Source organism: Aeromonas sp. LsrichE-8G, assembly GCF_022869435.1.
GTDB lineage: Bacteria > Pseudomonadota > Gammaproteobacteria > Enterobacterales > Aeromonadaceae > Aeromonas > Aeromonas caviae.
In genome coordinates, this window is the sequence record NZ_JALIHH010000250.1 from 1 (window position 1) to 17,344 (window position 17,344).

General features: G+C 63.2%; 15 protein-coding genes, 1 tRNA gene and 1 rRNA gene. 10 read left to right on the top strand and 7 right to left on the bottom strand.

Translation table 11 applies throughout. The features are described from left to right. Window positions 1-5: 5 nt before the first annotated feature. A 5S ribosomal RNA gene (gene rrf / locus MUW49_RS20595) occupies window positions 6-120 on the top strand. A 98-nt stretch (window positions 121-218) separates the two neighbouring features. Further along, window positions 219-295 (top strand) — tRNA-Asp (locus MUW49_RS20600). A gap of 277 nt (window positions 296-572) precedes the next feature. Here MUW49_RS20600 and MUW49_RS20605 read toward each other — a convergent pair. After that, the gene (locus MUW49_RS20605; protein WP_010675945.1) at window positions 573-905 is read right to left on the bottom strand and encodes a cupin domain-containing protein; all 333 of its coding nucleotides are present in this window, start codon (window positions 903-905) and stop codon (window positions 573-575) included. Between the two features lie 206 nt (window positions 906-1,111). On the opposite strand from MUW49_RS20605, the gene MUW49_RS20610 reads away from it, so the two are divergent. The 5 genes from MUW49_RS20610 to MUW49_RS20630 all read left to right on the top strand — a co-directional run bounded on the left by MUW49_RS20610 (window position 1,112) and on the right by MUW49_RS20630 (window position 6,331). Continuing rightward, on the top strand, window positions 1,112-2,470 hold the full coding sequence (locus tag MUW49_RS20610) for an NCS2 family permease (RefSeq protein ID WP_010675944.1): 1,359 nt from the start codon (window positions 1,112-1,114) through the stop codon (window positions 2,468-2,470). A gap of 229 nt (window positions 2,471-2,699) precedes the next feature. Then, complete coding sequence (gene dhaK / locus MUW49_RS20615; RefSeq protein WP_113978714.1) at window positions 2,700-3,770, top strand: dihydroxyacetone kinase subunit DhaK; 1,071 nt, start codon at window positions 2,700-2,702, stop codon at window positions 3,768-3,770. A gap of 9 nt (window positions 3,771-3,779) precedes the next feature. Continuing rightward, complete coding sequence (gene dhaL / locus MUW49_RS20620) at window positions 3,780-4,409, top strand: dihydroxyacetone kinase subunit DhaL (protein WP_005306235.1); 630 nt, start codon at window positions 3,780-3,782, stop codon at window positions 4,407-4,409. Window positions 4,410-4,411: 2 nt separating this feature from the next. Continuing rightward, a complete protein-coding gene (gene dhaM / locus MUW49_RS20625; RefSeq protein WP_113978713.1) occupies window positions 4,412-5,128 on the top strand; it encodes a dihydroxyacetone kinase phosphoryl donor subunit DhaM in 717 nt (238 codons plus the stop codon). A gap of 120 nt (window positions 5,129-5,248) precedes the next feature. Continuing rightward, the gene (locus tag MUW49_RS20630; protein WP_113978711.1) at window positions 5,249-6,331 is read left to right on the top strand and encodes a glycerol dehydrogenase; all 1,083 of its coding nucleotides are present in this window, start codon (window positions 5,249-5,251) and stop codon (window positions 6,329-6,331) included. A 96-nt stretch (window positions 6,332-6,427) separates the two neighbouring features. Here MUW49_RS20630 and dhaR read toward each other — a convergent pair whose 3' ends face one another. Together dhaR and MUW49_RS20640 are read right to left on the bottom strand one after the other, a co-directional pair. After that, window positions 6,428-8,338 (bottom strand): dihydroxyacetone kinase operon transcriptional regulator DhaR, encoded by a 1,911-nt coding sequence (dhaR, locus tag MUW49_RS20635; RefSeq protein WP_193550745.1) that lies wholly within the window; start codon window positions 8,336-8,338, stop codon window positions 6,428-6,430. 67 nt (window positions 8,339-8,405) lie between these two features. Further along, on the bottom strand, window positions 8,406-9,299 hold the full coding sequence (locus MUW49_RS20640) for a LysR family transcriptional regulator (protein ID WP_244813142.1): 894 nt from the start codon (window positions 9,297-9,299) through the stop codon (window positions 8,406-8,408). Between the two features lie 160 nt (window positions 9,300-9,459). On the opposite strand from MUW49_RS20640, the gene MUW49_RS20645 reads away from it, so the two are divergent. Further along, window positions 9,460-10,440 carry an IS5-like element IS5 family transposase gene (locus MUW49_RS20645; protein WP_223956491.1) on the top strand — a complete coding sequence of 327 codons (981 nt, stop codon included), beginning with the start codon at window positions 9,460-9,462 and terminating at the stop codon, window positions 10,438-10,440. 461 nt (window positions 10,441-10,901) lie between these two features. Here MUW49_RS20645 and ydiK read toward each other — a convergent pair whose 3' ends face one another. Both ydiK and MUW49_RS20655 read right to left on the bottom strand, forming a co-directional pair. Beyond that, window positions 10,902-11,987 carry an AI-2E family transporter YdiK gene (gene ydiK / locus MUW49_RS20650; RefSeq protein ID WP_161957735.1) on the bottom strand — a complete coding sequence of 362 codons (1,086 nt, stop codon included), beginning with the start codon at window positions 11,985-11,987 and terminating at the stop codon, window positions 10,902-10,904. Further along, the gene (locus tag MUW49_RS20655; protein ID WP_113978862.1) at window positions 11,984-13,363 is read right to left on the bottom strand and encodes a bifunctional NUDIX hydrolase/phosphatase PAP2 family protein; all 1,380 of its coding nucleotides are present in this window, start codon (window positions 13,361-13,363) and stop codon (window positions 11,984-11,986) included. The genes ydiK and MUW49_RS20655 overlap by 4 nt, the downstream gene beginning before the upstream one ends. 196 nt (window positions 13,364-13,559) lie before the next feature. On the opposite strand from MUW49_RS20655, the gene MUW49_RS20660 reads away from it, so the two are divergent. After that, on the top strand, window positions 13,560-13,940 hold the full coding sequence (locus MUW49_RS20660) for a hypothetical protein (protein ID WP_161957736.1): 381 nt from the start codon (window positions 13,560-13,562) through the stop codon (window positions 13,938-13,940). 54 nt (window positions 13,941-13,994) lie between these two features. Here the strand turns inward: MUW49_RS20660 and MUW49_RS20665 are convergent, their stop codons facing one another. Next, entirely contained in the window at window positions 13,995-14,768 is a 774-nt protein-coding gene (locus tag MUW49_RS20665; RefSeq protein WP_017787909.1) for a transporter substrate-binding domain-containing protein, read from the bottom strand. A gap of 128 nt (window positions 14,769-14,896) precedes the next feature. Beyond that, window positions 14,897-16,126 carry a hypothetical protein gene (locus MUW49_RS20670; protein ID WP_113978865.1) on the bottom strand — a complete coding sequence of 410 codons (1,230 nt, stop codon included), beginning with the start codon at window positions 16,124-16,126 and terminating at the stop codon, window positions 14,897-14,899. Between the two features lie 214 nt (window positions 16,127-16,340). Here MUW49_RS20670 and MUW49_RS20675 point away from each other — a divergent pair, with 214 nt between their 5' ends. Further along, a complete protein-coding gene (locus tag MUW49_RS20675; RefSeq protein ID WP_065017560.1) occupies window positions 16,341-16,667 on the top strand; it encodes a YnjH family protein in 327 nt (108 codons plus the stop codon). Window positions 16,668-17,344: the final 677 nt, after the last annotated feature.

Sequence of the window (17,344 nt, forward strand, 5' to 3'; positions counted from 1 at the left end):
TTTTGCCTGGCGGCAATAGCGCAGTGGAACCACCTGACCCCATGCCGAACTCAGAAGTGAAACGCTGTAGCGCCGATGGTAGTGTGGCATTCGCCATGCGAGAGTAGGACACTGCCAGGCACCCAATTAAACGGTGATGTGAAGAATCACATGGCTGGCTGCGAGGATGACACCTCACAAACAAGCAGCAAAAGATTTAGCGAAAGCTAACCGAATGCGGAGCGGTAGTTCAGTCGGTTAGAATACCGGCCTGTCACGCCGGGGGTCGCGGGTTCGAGTCCCGTCCGCTCCGCCACTAAATTGAAAGGCCTTCCCTGACGGGAAGGCCTTTTTGCTTTCTGGCGTCTGGATAAGATCTCAGGAAACAAGAGGCAACCACCAAGGCTGTGACTTGCCACTGGCAACTTTGTCCCGGTCTGTTGTTCCTTGTGCTTGAGCCGGATTTTGTCCGTCTCTGCGTCCGTTATGCCACTAACAAGAAGCCCAGTCGACAGACTGGGCTTTTTTTCGTCTCCACGGTCTCCTCTTCGATCTTCGCAGCAGAAGCATTGCCTTCTTGAGCCGTGAGCTTGCTAGTAATAGACGCAGAGCCAGACGGTTGTCTCGGTCGGATGGGTCCACTCCACCCTGTGCTGAAGGTGCGCCGGGATGTTGATGTAATCCCCCGGCCCCAGATGGACGCGTTCCTGTACCCCGGTATCCGGTGTGATGAAGACCAGGATGGCCTCTCCCTGCACCAGCAATACCCATTCGTGTTCATCCTGATCGAACCACTCTCCGGTAGGGGTCTGCTGCCCCTGGGAGAGGATGCGCTCGATACGAACATTGTTGGTACTGACCAGATCCGCGAACACTTCACTGGGCAGGGGGGAGGGGATCTGGCCAAGCAGGTTGCCTGTGTGCATGGGCTTCTCTCCGGTAGATGGGAACGTGGCTAGCTAAGAGTGTAGAAGCTTGGGATGGGCCGCTCTCATGGAAAATGAGGCCTCCAACGAGCCCTTTTATGAAAAACTTCGGGGAAATGGAGGCTTATCCGCTGCAATCTCGCCAAATTCTTGCTATTTTGCGCGCCAGCAAGCAAACGATTTCCTTCACACTTTCAGGATGAACTATGGCAACGCAACAAACGACGGCCCGCGCCGGCAATGGCGGGTTTCTGGATTCCTATTTCTCCATCAGCCAGCGTGGCAGCACGGTGCGACAGGAGCTGCTGGCCGGGTTGACCACCTTCCTGGCGATGGTCTACAGCATCATCGTCGTGCCGAACATGCTGGGCGCAGCCGGTTTTGAGCAGGGCCCGGTGTTTGTGGCGACCTGTCTGATCGCCGCCTTCGGCTCCCTGCTGATGGGGCTCTGGGCCAAGCTGCCGATGGCCATCGGTTGTGCCATCTCTCTCACCGCCTTTACCGCCTTCAGCCTGGTGCTGGGTCAGGGGCTGAGCATTCCGGTCGCGCTGGGCGCCATCTTCCTGATGGGGGTGCTGTTCACCCTGATCAGTGTCACCGGCGTGCGCCAGTGGATCCTGGACAACCTTCCCTCCGGCATCGCCCACGGTACCGGCATCGGTATCGGCCTGTTCCTGCTGCTGATCGCCACCAACGGGGTCGGCATGGTGATCAAGAATGAAGGGGCTGGCCTGCCGGTGCAGCTCGGCGAGATCACTGCCTTCCCGGTCATCATGACGGTGCTGGGTCTGGCTGCCATCTTCGGCCTGGAGCGCCGCAAGGTGCCGGGCGGCATCCTGATGGTGATCATCGCCATCTCTATCCTCGGCCTCATCTTCGATCCGAAAGTGACCTGGCAGGGCTTCTTCGCCATGCCGAGCCTGAGTGGCGAGAATGGCTCCCTGGTGGGCAGCATGGATCTGCTGGGCGCCCTCAATCCGGTGGTGATTCCGACCGTGTTGGCGCTGGTGATGACCGCCGTGTTTGACGCCACCGGCACCATCCGTGCCGTGGCCGGTCAGGCTGGCCTCATCAACGAGCGTGGTCACATCATCAGCGGTGGCAAGGCCCTGACTGCGGACTCCGTCAGCAGCATGGTGGCGGGCGTGGTAGGTGGTGCTCCGGCTGCCGTCTACATCGAATCTGCCGCAGGGACCGCTGCCGGCGGCAAGACAGGTCTGACCGCCACCCTGGTCGGCGTGCTCTTCCTGCTGATGATCTTCCTCTCCCCGCTGAGCTATCTGGTACCGGCCTACGCCACCGCACCGGCCCTGATGTATGTGGGCCTGCTGATGCTGGGCAACGTCACCAAGCTGGACTTCAACGACTCGGTCGATGCCCTCTCCGGCATGCTGTGCGCCGTCTTCATCGTGCTCACCTGCAACATCGTCACCGGCATCATGTTGGGCTTCGTGGCCCTGGTGGTCGGCCGCCTGTTTGCCGCCGAGTGGAAGAAGCTCAACATCGGCACCGTCATCATCGCCGTGGCCCTGGTGATCTTCTACGCCGGTGGCTGGGCCATCTAATCCTCACGCTATCGAGAAGGGCCCTGCGGGGCCCTTTTTCATGGCTGTGAGGCGGCTAACACTTTCCCGGATCTTCCCCATCCGCTCGTTTCAGATTGAAACACCAACCCCTCTTCTGCTGTTTCAAATCCGAACCAAACAGCCCGTCATTTTTATCCTCTTTTCTGCCGTTAGACTGGCTCCATCAACCATTTGCCCACCCGAGCGGTGGCAAGCTAAGGAGTGAGCCATGAAGAAACTGATCAATGCCGTCGATGCCGTGGTCCGTGAACAGCTGATGGGGATGGCCGCCGCCCACCCCGAGCTCAAGGTGCGTATCGAGCCCCACTTCATCACCCGTGCCGATGCTCCCGTGATGGGCAAGGTGGCGCTGGTTTCCGGCGGTGGCAGCGGCCACGAGCCGATGCACGGTGGCCTGGTGGGCAAGGGGATGCTGGATGGTGCCTGCCCCGGCGAGATCTTCACCTCGCCCACGCCGGATCAGATGTACGAGTGTGGTCAGGCCGTCGATGGCGGCGCTGGCGTGCTGTTTCTGGTGAAGAACTACACCGGCGACGTGCTCAATTTCGAGACTGCGGTCGAGCTGCTACACGGTGATGGTGTCAAGGTTGGGTTCGCCCTGATCGATGACGACGTGGCGGTGAAAGACAGCCTCTATACCGCCGGTCGCCGTGGCGTTGCCACGACCGTGCTGTGCGAGAAACTGGTCGGTGCAGCCGCCGAGGCGGGCTACGATCTGGCGCGCTGCGAGGCGCTGGCCCGTCGCGTCAACAACCAGAGCCGCACCATAGGGGTCGCCATGCATGCCTGCACAGTTCCTGCTGCCGGCAAGCCCTCCTTCACCCTGGCGGACAATGAGGTGGAGTTTGGCGTCGGCATCCACGGCGAGCCGGGCATCGAACGCCGCCCCTTCACCGACCTCAACGCCCTGGTGGACGACATGTTCAAGGAGCTGGTCGACAACCGCCCCTATGGCCGCACCCTGCGCCACTGGGACAGAGCCTCCGGCAGCTGGCAGGAGGAGCACACCTTTATCGAGCCGTTCAACAAGGGTGACCGGGTCATCGCGCTGGTCAACAGCCTGGGGGGCACTCCGATCTCCGAGCTCTACGGCGTCTATGGCCGTCTTGCAACCCTGTGCGAAGAGGCGGGCATCCATCTGGTGCGCAACCTGATCGGCCCCTACTGCACCTCCCTCGACATGACCGGCATCTCCATCACCCTGCTCAAGGCGGATGACGAGCTGATGACCCTGTGGGATGCCCCCGTTCACACCCCCGCCCTGCGCCGCGGCTGCTGAGGAATATTCATGTTAAGCAAGCATCAAATCGTCAACTGGCTGCTCGACTGCGAGCACATCTTCACCGAGCAGCGTGACTACCTCACGGCGCTGGATACCGACATCGGCGACGGCGACCACGGCCTCAACATGCAACGCGGCTTCGCCAAGGTGGCCGAGAAGCTGCCGGCGGTGGCGGACAAAGACATCGGCCAGGTGCTGAAAACCACCGGCATGACCCTGCTCTCCTCGGTCGGCGGCGCCAGCGGCCCGCTCTACGGCACCTTCTTCATCCGGGCTGCGGCCAGCAGCGATGCATGCCAGAGCCTGACCCTCGGCCAGCTCGGCAAGATGCTGAGCGACGGGGTGGAGGGGATCGTCTCGCGCGGCCGTGCCGAGCCGGGTGACAAGACCATGTGCGATGCCTGGTGGCCAGCCCTGGCCGCCCTGCAACAGGCGGAGCAACAAGGCTTGCCACTGCCCGAGGCGCTGGACAAGGCGGTAGCGGCCGCCGCGGCTGGCACCGAGGCCACCATCCAGATGCAGGCTCGCAAGGGGCGCGCCAGCTATCTTGGCGAGCGCAGTATCGGCCATCAGGATGCCGGGGCCACCTCGACCCTGCTGCTGCTGACCGCCCTGCGTGACAGAGCGAGGTTGTAGACATGATCGGAATCGTAGTGGTCTCTCACAGCGCCATGCTGGCGGCCGGCTTGAAAGCGCTGGCCGATCAGCTGGGCAGCCCGGCGAAGCTGTTGCTGGCGGCCGGGGTCGATGACCCCGACCACCCCATCGGCACCGACGCCATCGCCGTGATGAGTGCGATTGAAGAAGCGGATGACGGCAGCGGCGTGCTGGTGCTGATGGATCTCGGCAGCGCCCTGCTGAGCGCCGAGACCGCCCTCGAGTTGCTGCCCCCGGAGCTGAGTGCCCGGGTGCGGCTCTGCCCGGCCCCGCTGGTCGAGGGCACCCTGGCCGCCGTGGTGGCGGCCGGTTCTGGCCTGACGCTGGACGAGGTCGCCGCCGAGGCGCTCGGCGCGCTGGGCCCGAAACAGGCGATGCTGCCGGGCAAGGCGGAGCCGCAGGCCGTTGAAGCCGCTCCAGCCCCTGACGACGGCTGGCTGCGCTGCGAGGTGGTGGTAGACAATCCCCACGGCCTGCACGTGCGCCCCGCCGCCCGCCTGGTGGCCGCTCTCAAGCCCTTTGCCGCCGAACTCAAGTTGCAGAAGGGGGAGAAAGAGGCCAACCCCCGCAGTCTGACCCGGCTCACCATGCTCGACGTGCGCCAGGGCGACACGCTCACCCTGTTGGCGCGTGGGGAGGATGCCGAGGCCGCCTTGGCCTGCTTCCAGCAACTGGCAGCGGAGCGCTTCGGCGACTGACCTGCCTGCTTCAAGGCGCTGTCATGCAAGTGAAAGACGAAGGAGTCCCCGGCACTGCCGCCCCTTCGCCTCCTTTAGTTTCAAAAGAAGTCTTACGAAATAAATAGAGAGGGATAAAATATGGACCGCATCATCATCAGCCCCAGCAAATACGTGCAAGGCAACGGGGCCCTCGCCAACATCGGCAACTACGTCAAGGCGCTCGGCGCCAAGCCGCTGATCCTGGCCGACGCCTTCGTCACCAAGCTCGTTGGCGATACCGTGGCCACCAGCTTCCACGGGGCAGGCATCCAGCCCGAGTTCGACTGCTTCAACGGCGAATGCTCCCGCCCCGAGATTGACCGCCTGCTGGCCCGCTGTAAGCAGACGCCGTTTGACGTCATCATTGGCATCGGCGGCGGCAAGACGCTGGATACCGCCAAGTCGGTCGCCTTCTACCAGCAGGTGCCGGTGGTCATAGTGCCGACCATCGCCTCCACCGATGCCCCCACCAGCGCGCTGGCGGTCATCTACACCCCGGAAGGGCAGTTCAGCGAATACCTGATGATCCCGACCAACCCCAACATGGTCATCATGGATACCGGCGTGGTCGCCCGCGCCCCGGTGCGGCTGTTGGTCTCCGGCATGGGGGATGCGCTCTCCACCTACTTCGAGGCGCGCGCCAACAAGGTGTCCGGTTGCCAGACCATGGCCGGTGGCGCCTCCACCCTGGCGGCCCAGGCCATCGCCGAGCTCTGCTACAAGACCCTGCTGGCCGATGGCTACAAGGCCAAGCTGGCGGTGGAGCAGGGGCTCTGCACCAAGGCGGTGGAGAACATCATCGAGGCCAACACCTATCTGAGCGGTATCGGCTTCGAGAGCAGCGGTCTGGCCGCCGCCCACGCGGTTCACAACGGCCTGACCCAGCTTGCCGAGTGTCACCACCTCTACCACGGTGAGAAGGTGGCGTTCGGTACCCTGGTGCAGCTGGTGCTGGAGAACGCTCCCATGGCGGAGATCGAGACGGTGCTGGCCTTCTGCCGCTCGATCGGTTTGCCCACCAACCTGCATATGATGGGGGTCAAGGAGCTGGACATGGCGCGCCTGATGGAGGTGGCCAAGGCCTCTACTGCGGAAGGGGAGACCATCCACAACATGCCGTTCAAGGTCACCGCCGAGGATGTGCTGGCGGCCATCGTCACCGCTCACCAGCTGGGGCTGTAACCGCGCCACGGCTGACCTTGCCATATAAAAACGGCCCCGCATCTGCGGGGCCTTTTTCATGTTCTGCGAACCGATATGCAATGGCTCGGACTGGCGTCAGCCGTGGTAGTTGGCAGGATCGATCTCGAGCAGCTTGAGCCGCCGCCAGAGGGTGGTGCGGCTGATGCCAAGATGCTGGGCCATCTGGCTCACCTGCCCCTTGCAGGCGTGGGCGCAGCGCAAAATGGCCTGACGTTCCAGCTCCGCCAGGGTGAGCAGCGGCTGCCCCACCACCTCGTCCGCCACCCGCTGATAACCGTGCCGAATGGCGGCCGGCAGCGCCTCCGGCGGGATTGGCCCCTGACCGGCGTGAAGCAGGGCATGCTCGATGGCGCTGCGCAGCTCCCCCAGATTGCCGGGCCAGGGATAGGCGAGCAGGCAATCGAGGGCCGCCGGACTGAACTGGCGCACCGGCTCGCGCCCCTGCGCAGCCAGCTGCTGGCTGATGAGACCGGGCAGATCGGCGCTGCGCTCGCGCAGGCCTGGCAGCCACAGCTCGCACGCCTGCAGGGCATAGAGCAGCTGGCGGCCGAAGTGCCCCTCCTGCACCTTCTGCTCCAGCGGGGCGCTGCTGGTGGCGATGATCCGCACCTTGAGCGGCAGGATACGGGCCGAGTCGAAGCGCTGCAGGCGACCTGTCTTGAGCAGTTGCAGCAGCGCCGCCTGCATGGGGGCAGAGAGGCACTCCACCTGCTCCAGCACTAGCGTGCCGCCGTGGGCCAGCTCGAACTTGCCAGCCCGCTCCTGCCCGGCCTCGTCAGAGCCCATCAGCTCCAGCGCCATCCGCTCGCTCGGCAGGGCCTGACAGTTGAGGGTGATGAGCGGCCCGGCGGCCCGTTCGCTGCTAAAATGAATGGCCTCCGCCAGCTGGGCCTTGCCCACCTCCTCCTCGCCGCGCAGCAGTATCGGCCCCTGGCTTTGGGCCGCCTGCCGGGCGTAACGCAGCAGCTTGCGCATGGCGCTCGATTCGCCCACCAGCGCCGACAGCTCGGGTACCGTCTGGCGCAGCTGACTGATGGCCCGCAGCCGATCGACCGGGTGCAGCAGGGCGATAAAACTGACCCCGTCCGGCCCGGGTAGTGGCTTGAGGCTCACCAGCGCATTGATGAACACCCCCTCCTGAGCGCCTAGCTTCTCCAGCGTCACCTCCACATGGCTGAGCGGGGTCTGCCCCTTGATGGCGAGCTGCAACCGCTGGGGCAGCAGCAGGTGCTGCTCCAGTGGCTGGCCGAGACAGAGCGCCGGATCGAGCCGTAGCCGATTGGCCGCCAGCGCGTTGAGGTAGCGCAGCCGGCCCTGCGGATCCCAGGCCAGCACACCATCATCCATGCCGTCCAGCAGGGCGTAGAGCTCGCTCAGGTGGTGCTGGGACTCCTGCATCAGGGTCTCCATCTGCAGCAGGTGGGCCAGCTCGCGCCCGGCGCTGACGGTGAGCGCCAGATCGCCGGCGCTCGCCTCCTCCACCTTGCAGGTCAGCGCCATGATGGCGACCTGACGGCCGTTGCTGTTGTAGACCGGGCTGGCGCAGCAGTGCCAGGGGTGGAGGGTCTGGTTGAAGTGCTGGGGGCCGCTGACGCAGAGCGGCATCCCTTCCAGCGCCGCCAGATTGATGGCATTGGTGCCGATGCGCCCCTCGCTGAAGAAGGCGCCGGGGCCAAACCCCAGCGTCGCCAGCTCACGCAGGGTATCGGGGTGGCCGGTCTGGGCCAGCAGGCAGCCGCTCTCGTCGGTGAGCAGCAGGGCGCAGGGGCGCCCCTCCATAAATTCGTAGAGATCCTCGAGTGCCATCTCGCCGGTGGTGAGCAGGTCGCGCTTGCGCTGGCGCAGGCTCTGCAAGGTCTGCCCCTTGGCGCTGTGGGGCGGATGCCAGAGGGTGGCGCTGGTCTGGTGGGCGCAGCGCAGCCAGGAGGCTTGCAGATAGTCAGGCCAGGCCCGGGCTGGCGGCATGGAGGCGGACAGGATGGTCACGACAAGATCCGGCAAAGAGACGAACGCCCATTTAACCACCCTTGCGGGCCCGATTCAGTGACCTGCCTCAGAGGGATGGCAAACCATTCTCGGCGGGAGCGGGGTCGGCAAACTGCAACTCAAGCCAGCGACAGAAGGCGCGGCACTCCGGCATGGTCTCGCTCTCCTGATGTACCAGCAGATGCCACTGCGGCCCCTTGACCCTGTGGGTGGAGAGCGGCAACAGCTGCCCCTGCTGACGGGCGGGACGGGAGAGCCGCTCGCTCACCAGGGCGATGCCGAGCCCCTGGCAGGCGGCGTCCAGCAAGAGACCGGGATCGGAGAAGTTGAGCCCCCAGGTCTGCAGCTGCAGATCTTCCCCGCCCTTGAGGGTCCAGTGGTGCCAGTCCAGCACCCGCTCCCCGTGCAATGTGGTGCGCTCTGCCGCCGGCAACGCCAGCACGGCGGGGGCGGCCACCGGCAGCAGGCGGTCTGTCAGCAGCAGCTGGTGACGACACTCGGCCTGGGGGGCCAGCTCCCAGCGCAGGGCGAGATCGATGGTCTGCTCGGCCATGTCGGGCTCTTCGTCGCTGGTGAACAGCCAGAGATCGACCTCGGGATGGGCGCGATGAAACGCCCCCAGCCGCGGGAGCAGCCAGTGGCGGGCGATGGCTGTGCTGGTGTTGAGCACCAGCTGGTTCGGCTTGCGGTACTGCTCCAGCCGCTCGATCCCCATCGCCAGCTGCAACAGCACGCTCTGGGTGGTCTCCAGCAGATCCTGCCCCGCATCGGTGAGGGTGACCGAGCGCCCCTGCCGGTGAAACAGCGGCTGGCCCAGCAGCTCCTCCAGCGAGCGGATCTGCTGGCTGATGGCGGACTGGGTCAGGTGCAGCTCCTGCGCCGCCTGATGAAAACTGCCGAGTCTGGCCGCCGCCTCAAAGCCCCGCAGCACGTTGAGCGGGGGCCACTGTTTGAACACCATTGATTAGCTCCACTTATCACTTTTACGGGAAATCGATCATTTGTTCGCCATCCATGCGACAGATAGTCTATTACTCAACGCAATTTGATTAAGGAAGGTGCGAACAAGTCCCTGATATGAGATCATGTTTGTCATCTGGAGCCATGGAACAGGGTTCATCATGAGTCATCAACTTACCTTCGCCGACAGTGAATTCAGCAGTAAGCGCCGTCAGACCAGAAAAGAGATTTTCTTGTCCCGCATGGAGCAGATCCTGCCATGGCAAAACATGGTGGAAGTCATCGAGCCGTTTTACCCCAAGGCTGGTAATGGCCGGCGACCTTATCCGCTGGAAACCATGTTACGCATTCACTGCATGCAGCATTGGTACAACCTGAGCGATGGCGCGATGGAAGATGCTCTGTACGAAATCGCCTCCATGCGTCTGTTTGCCCGGTTATCCCTGGATAGCGCCTTGCCGGACCGCACCACCATCATGAATTTCCGCCACCTGCTGGAGCAGCATCAACTGGCCCGCCAATTGTTCAAGACCATCAATCGCTGGCTGGCCGAAGCAGGCGTCATGATGACCCAAGGCACCTTGGTCGATGCCACCATCATTGAGGCTCCCAGCTCGACCAAGAACAAAGAGCAGCAACGCGATCCGCAGATGCATCAGACCAAGAAAGGCAATCAGTGGCACTTTGGCATGAAGGCCCACATTGGTGTCGATGCCAAGAGTGGCCTGACCCACAGCCTAGTCACCACCGCGGCCAACGAGCATGACCTCAATCAGCTGGGTAATCTGCTGCATGGAGAGGAGCAATTTGTCTCAGCCGATGCCGGCTACCAAGGGGCGCCACAGCGCGAGGAGCTGGCCGAGGTGGATGTGGACTGGCTGATCGCCGAGCGCCCCGGCAAGGTAAGAACCTTGAAACAGCATCCACGCAAGAACAAAACGGCCATCAACATCGAATACATGAAAGCCAGCATCCGGGCCAAGGTGGAGCACCCATTTCGCATCATCAAGCGACAGTTCGGCTTCGTGAAAGCCAGATACAAGGGATTGCTGAAAAACGATAACCAACTGGCGATGTTATTCACGCTGGCCAACCTGTTTCGGGTGGACCAGATGATACGTCAGTGGGAGAGATCTCACTAAAAACTGGGGATAACGCCTTAAATGGCGAAGAAACGGTCTAAATAGGCTGATTCAAGGCATTTACGGGAGAAAAAATCGGCTCAAACATGAAGAAATGAAATGACTGAGTCAGCCGAGAAGAATTTCCCCGCTTATTCGCACCTTCCCTAACAATGCCTTCAAAAACGCTTTACTTCGTTCCGATGGGACAGGCTTACGCTTCGCTCCAGCCCGTAGGTTTGATTAGCCGTAAGGCGTAATCGGACGTTCGCGTAAATCAATTCTCCCGCTATAACGGCTATCCATATTTCTCCTCTGACAGATGCCGCTGACTCACGGAAATACCGGAACAGCGGCATCTCGATCATCCGATCACGCTTCGCCAATCGAAGCTGCATGGGACGGCAATAGCCAAAAGAGCCGCCCTTGTGGGCGGCTCCTGGTATCAGCGATGGAGACTGAATCGTCTTTTTACTGAATCGTTATTGGGCCTTGGGCGTTTCCACCACGGCCGCCGCCGGTTGGTCGCCTTCCTTGATCCAGGCATCCAGCAGGGTGTAGCCCACCGCCAGCACCACGGGACCGATAAAGAGGCCGATGATCCCCATCGCCAGCAAGCCGCCGATAACCCCCACCAGGATCAGGATGAGCGGCAGGTCTGCACCGCGCTTGATCAGGAAGGGACGCAGGAAGTTGTCCATGGTGCCCGCCAGCAGCGACCAGACCAGCAGGAAGGTGCCCCAGGTGGTGTCGCCGCTCCAGTAGAGGTAGCCGACACAGGCCAGCAGCACCGGGAAGGGGCCAATCTGGGCGACGATCAGCAGGAACATCACCACCACCAGGATCATGGTGTAGGGGATGCCGGCAATCAGCAGACCGATACCGGCCACCGAGGATTGCACCAGGGCGGTCACCACGACCCCCATGGCCACGGCGCGGATCGCCTGTGAAGCGAGCACTGTGGCGTTGTCGCCGCGCTCGCCGGCCAGCCGGTGGGCGAAGCGGCGAATGCCGGTCGCCACCACTTCACCGGAGTGGTAGAGCAGGCCGCAGATGCCGACGGTCAGCAGGAAGTGGACGAACAGCAGCCCCAGGTTGCCCGCTTGGGAGGCGAGCCAGCGGGCGGTCTGGCCGAAGTAGGGGGCCAGCTTGGCAAACAGCACCTGACCACCGCTCGCCAGGATCTGCTGCCAGAAGTCGTAAAGCTTGCCGCCCACCAGCGGCACCTGCTGCAGCCAGAGCAGCTCGGGGGGCGGGGAGTGGCTGATGGTGGTGCCCAGCTCGATCAGCATGGGCGCCTTCTCCGCCACGTTGGCCAGCGCCATGAAGAGCGGGATGACGAACATCAGCAGCAGCACCAGGGTCATGAAGAGGGCCGCCAGGGCGCGCTTGCCCCACAGCAGGCGCTGCACCATCAACATCAGTGGCCAGGTGGCGATGGTGATCATGGTGGCCCACACCAGCGCGGGCAGGAAGGGGCGCAGCACCATGAAACAGGAGACGATGAGGAGGCTGATAAACAGCACTCCCAGGGTTATCTTGGCTAAATCCACTTTTTTCATATTCATAGCAATCCCTTGTCAGGGCCTGGGCCCTTGGGTAGCGGGTCATTATTCACGAGAGAGAGTATCCACCAGAGACCGGCGCTCAACCAGAGCCCCAGGCAACAATAAAGCAGCCACTGGCCGAGCAGAATGAGCCAGGAGCTGGTCAGCCAGAGCGGCAGCGCCCACCACAATGCCCCCAGCGGCAGGCCACCGAGCAGGGCCAGCAAGGGGAGGCGCCAGCCGGCCGGCGCCGTGCGCGGCAGCGGCAACATCATGCCGAGGGTCAGCCCCAGGCTGAAGGTGGCCAGGCCTGCCAGCGCCGAGGATTGGCTCCACCCGGCGGCCAGCGCGCAGGCGAGGGTGAGCCCGGCGCAGCCCCGGCGACTGGCTGCCAGGCCGGCGAGGCGGGGATACAGGGCCAGCAGTAAGGCGCCAAGTAGCAAACCGGCCGCCACATCCGACAGGAAGTGCACCCCGAGCCAGACCCGGGCCAATCCGGTCAGGGCGGCCAGCAGCAGGGCCAGGGTGGCACTGCGCCAGGGGCTGGCGGGCCAGCACCCTCTGAGCAACACGCCCCAGAACAGCAACGCAGAGGCGGCGTGGCCGCTCGGCATGCCAAAGCCCTGGACGCTGCCCTGTGCCAGGGCGGGGTCGAGGTGGAAGGGTCTGGGCCAGCCAATCCCCTCCTTGGCCAGCTGCACCAGCAGGGTGAGGGTCAGCATGGCCAGCAGCAGCTGGCGCACCCGGGGCCAGCCCAGCCAGGGCAGCAGCAAGGGTAGCAGGGCAAGCTGAAAGGCGGCTGAACCGAACAGGTTGCTGACCTCGAGCCAGCGCACCTGGGCACCGAGCCAGGTCTGCAGCTGGTGGATCAGCGGGACTTCCATGCGGTGCAGTGCATTGCCCTCGCCACGAAAATCGGGCAGCCAGAGCACGGGGCTGTCGGGCATGGCGGCCAGTTGGGGGGCTAGCCAGTCGAGCTGGGCCGGGAAACGGCGCTGATCATCCGGCAACTGGGCCGGCGCGATCAGCCTGGCGTTGAGGATCTCGCCGCCCAGATTGGGGGCCAGCAGCAGGGAGACGAAGCCAGAGCCGGTCTGTGCGCGGATGGGCTCCAGGGTTTGACAGGCAAACAACAGGGCGCGCTGCCATGGCCCCAGCTCGGCGACGACCCGGCCTCGCAAACCGGTCTCTTCATACAACTCCCGCAGCGCCGCCTGCTGCTGCGTCTCCCCTGCATCTATGTAGCCACCGGTCAGGCTGTAGCGGGAGGAGACCCTGTCTTGCACCAGCAACAGCTGCTGCTGGTGCTTGACCACGCAAACGGCCGCCGTCGGGGCGGCAAGGAGGGGCGGTGACGACAGCAGGAGGCAGAGTAGCAAAAAACAGTGGCGCAACATGAAGGCCTGACCGATAGGGGGTGATGGGCACAAGCGTCACAGAAATCAGATAGTTGGGCAATGGTTTGTGGCCGGACGCCGGGGCCGGGCCGGCGTGGCAAGCGGGCGACCCGGCGCGCAAGGATTGCCGTGGGGTAAGGCAGTCCCTAGTATTGGCAGCTATGTTATTTCCATGCAGCAAACCTTGGGACCTTCCATGAAACAGTTTGGTTTTTTTCTGGGCATCGCCATCGGTGTCATCCTGATCCTGTTCGGCAGCATCGTCATCTTCCAGGCCCTGCCTGCCGCGCTGGACGTGCTGGAGATGCCGAGTCGCATCCCCTTCGTGCGCGAGGTGTACACCTGGCTGATGACCAGTGCCAGTGGCCTGACCGGCCAGCTGGAGCAGAACTTCCTGGAGGCGTTCCAGACAGTGCTCAAGCTGATCCTGCTCATCACCTTCATGTGGGTCTGCGTCAAGCTGGTCAACATGGGGGTCCTGATCATCCGGGCCGGGGTGGACCTCATCCGCACCGCCATCGAGCACAGCGAGGGCGCCCAGACCAAGAAGTCCGAGCACGACCATCACTTCCAGTGAGCGGCTCGCACCATGAAACAGGCCACCTTCGGGTGGCCTGTTTGTATCTGGTACTTACTCTATTCGCGGCAGGTGATCGGCCGGAGGTGGCTGCACCACATCCTGGTAGCGGGCGATGAGCTGCTTGAAGGCTTCCCCCTGTCTGACCTTGTCGAGCGCCTGCTGCAGGCGGGCGACCTGCTGTTTGTCCGCCGCCGGGTTGAAGGCGAAGCAGTTGTCCTGATCCGCCAGGGTGGCGACGGTGACGAAGGTATCGGACGAAAAACCGAGCTGCCTGGCCTGATGAAACAGCATCACCTCATTGCCGGCCACCAGATCGGTGCGGGCCATGATGAGCTGGCGCACCACCTGATCCATGCGCTCCACCGACATCAGGTTGGCGGGGCTGATGCCCCGGTTGAGCAGCAGTTGCTCCCCCACGTCCGCCTGCATCACCCCGATCTGCAGCCTGGTCAGATCGGCCTTGCCGGTCACCTTGGGGGCATCCCGCTTGCGGCCCACCAGCGACACCCGCGAGTGGCTGATGGGGCAGACCCAGAGGAAGTGGGGATCCCGCGCCCGGGTGTGGGCCGTGGTGAACAGCACGGCATCCGGCTGCTGGGTCAGCAGGTACCAGGCCTTGGCCCAGGGCATGAAGTGGATGGGTTGCTCCGGCTCCCCCATCTCTTGCCACATCAGTCTCAACAGCTCTACCGCCAGGCCGGTGCTGTTGCCCTTCTCATCCTGGCCGTTGAACGGCATGTTCTGCTCGGAGTAATAGGTGAACGCCGAGGCGGGCAGGGCGGCCCCCAGACAGCAGCAGACAAACAGACCGAGCAGACGCGACATGGCAGCACTCCTTGCGAAAAGTCGTCTTCATCCAGTTTAGGGAGTTATGCCGAAAAGTTCATGAATTCCGCTGCCAGGGAGCGGGCAGGGAAAACGACCAGGCCATCTTGCGATGGCCTGGGAAGGGGTTACTTGAGTAGAGCTTCCATCTCGGCTTCGGCGGCGGCGCGCGCGGCTTGGGCCTTGGCAGCCGCATCGGCGACCGCCTTGCCGGCGGTGGTGGCATCCGCGCTGCTGACCGCCTGCTTGGCCGGTTCGGTCACGGCCTTGGTGGCCTGCTGCTGCACGGTGGAAGCGGCACTGCTGACTGCCTGCTTGGCAGGCTCTGCCACCGTCTTGGCGGCCTGCTGCTGCGCGGTGGCCGTGGCGTTGCTGACCGCCTGCTTGGCAGGCTCGGTCACGGCCTTGGCGGCCTGCTGTTGCACGGTGGCCGTGGCGTTGCTGACCGCCTGCTTGGCGGGTTCGGTCACCGTCTTGGTGGCCTGCTGCTGCACGGTGGCAGCGGCGCTGCTGACCGCCTGCTTGGCGGGCTCGGTCACTGTCTTGGTGGCCTGTTGCTGCACGGTGGCAGCGGAGCTGCTGACTGCCTGCTTGGCGGGCTCGGTCACTGTCTTGGCGGCCTGTTGCTGTACGGTGGTCGTGGCGCTGCTGACCGCCTGCTTGGCGGGTTCGGTTACGGCCTTGGTGGCCTGCTGTTGTACGGTCGCAGTGGCACTGCTGGCTGCCTTGCCGGCTTGTTGCTGAGCCGAGGTGGTGGCGCCGTTCACGACCTGCTGGGTGGTGTCAGCCATGGTCTTGCTGGCGCCCTGCTGCAGGGAACCCAGCACGCTGCCGAAAAGCGAGCTGCCGGTGGCGGCGCCGCTCAGGCTGTTGGTGGCACCGGAGAGCGCACTGGCTGCCGGATTGCCCTGCGCCTGCCAGTTCTGCATCTCGCTGGGCCAGCTCGGAGTGCTGGCCGCCAGGTTTTCGCCAAAGACCTGGGGCGTGCCGTCGCCCTTGAGCAGCATCACGGACATCTGGTTGGTCTGCGAGTTCCAGACCATGCCTGCCTGCTTGGCCACCTCGGGCATGGGGGCATAGCGGGAGACCACGTAGAACAGCGGCCCCTCCTGCTGCAGCTCGTTGGCGGTCTTGAGCAGCTGCATGGTGCTGTCGTAGTTGGGGCCGAGGATGGCGGTCATCCGGTCCTTGATCAGGGGCTGTTCAAACAGGTTGGCCTGGTTGGGATCGAAGCCGACCAGGGGTTTGAGCAGGGCCCACATCAGCTGGCTGGTGGGGCTCATCATCAGCAGGGGGGCAACGCAGGCGGACAACATCAGGCTCAGGCAGGCCGCCTGGAGCAACGGCATGATACGCATTGGGATAATATCCAAATAACGATTTGATTAATAAGGTTATATTTGTCTGGGGCCGACAAATTCAACGGATTTTCCTGGCCCGGTTCTGAGACGGGCGGGCAGGCGCTGGCAGGCTACCATATTGGCTTGGGAATGCCAGAGAGGGCATCGCTTATTAATCAAGTTTGTGCGGTTGCCGGTCGCTTCCATTCTTCATCAAGCGAGGAGTGACATCATGAATTCAGGCAAGAGGGCAGGCAGCTGGCTGCTGCTGGCACTGCTGGGCGGTGCGACCGGTATCGGCGTGGCGGCAGAACCGAAGCGGACGGAAGTGGGCAGCGAGCTGGTGTTGCCGCTGGGATCGCTGCCGGAGCGGGTCTGCTGGTATCAGGATCAGAAGTATTCGGCAGGGGCCCGGATCCGGCAGGGTGATGACTGGCTGGAGTGCGCTGCGCAAAACGAACAGGAGAGCAACGGGCCTCTGGTCTGGCGCGAGCCACAAAGGGCGTCGGATGTGGCTGGCAAGGCGACGCAGAGCGGCACCATCACCGTGGGCCAGTGAGGCTTTTCTTGATCCAGCTAAAGACATGGACGTGACCTCTATCGCATAATGCGGCTCTTTTCCTCTCTTGACTGGGACTTCAGAAATGGCTCGTCGCTCTTCCAACACTCAACGTCGTCGCAACAGCTGGTGGTACAAACGCCTGTTGGTACGGGAACGTGCAGAGCGCGAAGCGCGTTCCGTCCGGGATTGATACTGCATTGAACAACGGAGCCTCGGGCTCCGTTTTTATTGGTGACTAAACGTGTATTACCGCAGGCAGGTTTATTACCACAGGTGGACAATGGTGCCGCTCTGCCAGTGGACAACGTCGTTGCCGTCGTAAGCTGGCGGTACAAACCCTTGTTGGCAAGGGTACGGGAAGCGCGCGAGGGCGCTGCGTCCGGAATGGATACGGCATGGAAGAACGGAGCCTCGGACTCCGTTTTTATTGGTGACTAAAAGAGCATTATTGCAGGCAGGTTTATTACCACAGGTGGATAATGATGCCGCTCTGCCAGTACACAACGTCGTTGCCGTCGTGAGCTGGCGGTACAAACCCTTGTTGGCAAGGTACGGGAAGCGCGCGAGGGCGCAGTGTCCGGAATGGATACGGCATGGAAAAACGGAGCCTCGGGCTCCGTTTTTATTGGTGACTAAAAGTGCATTACCGCAGACAGGTTTATTACCACAGGTGG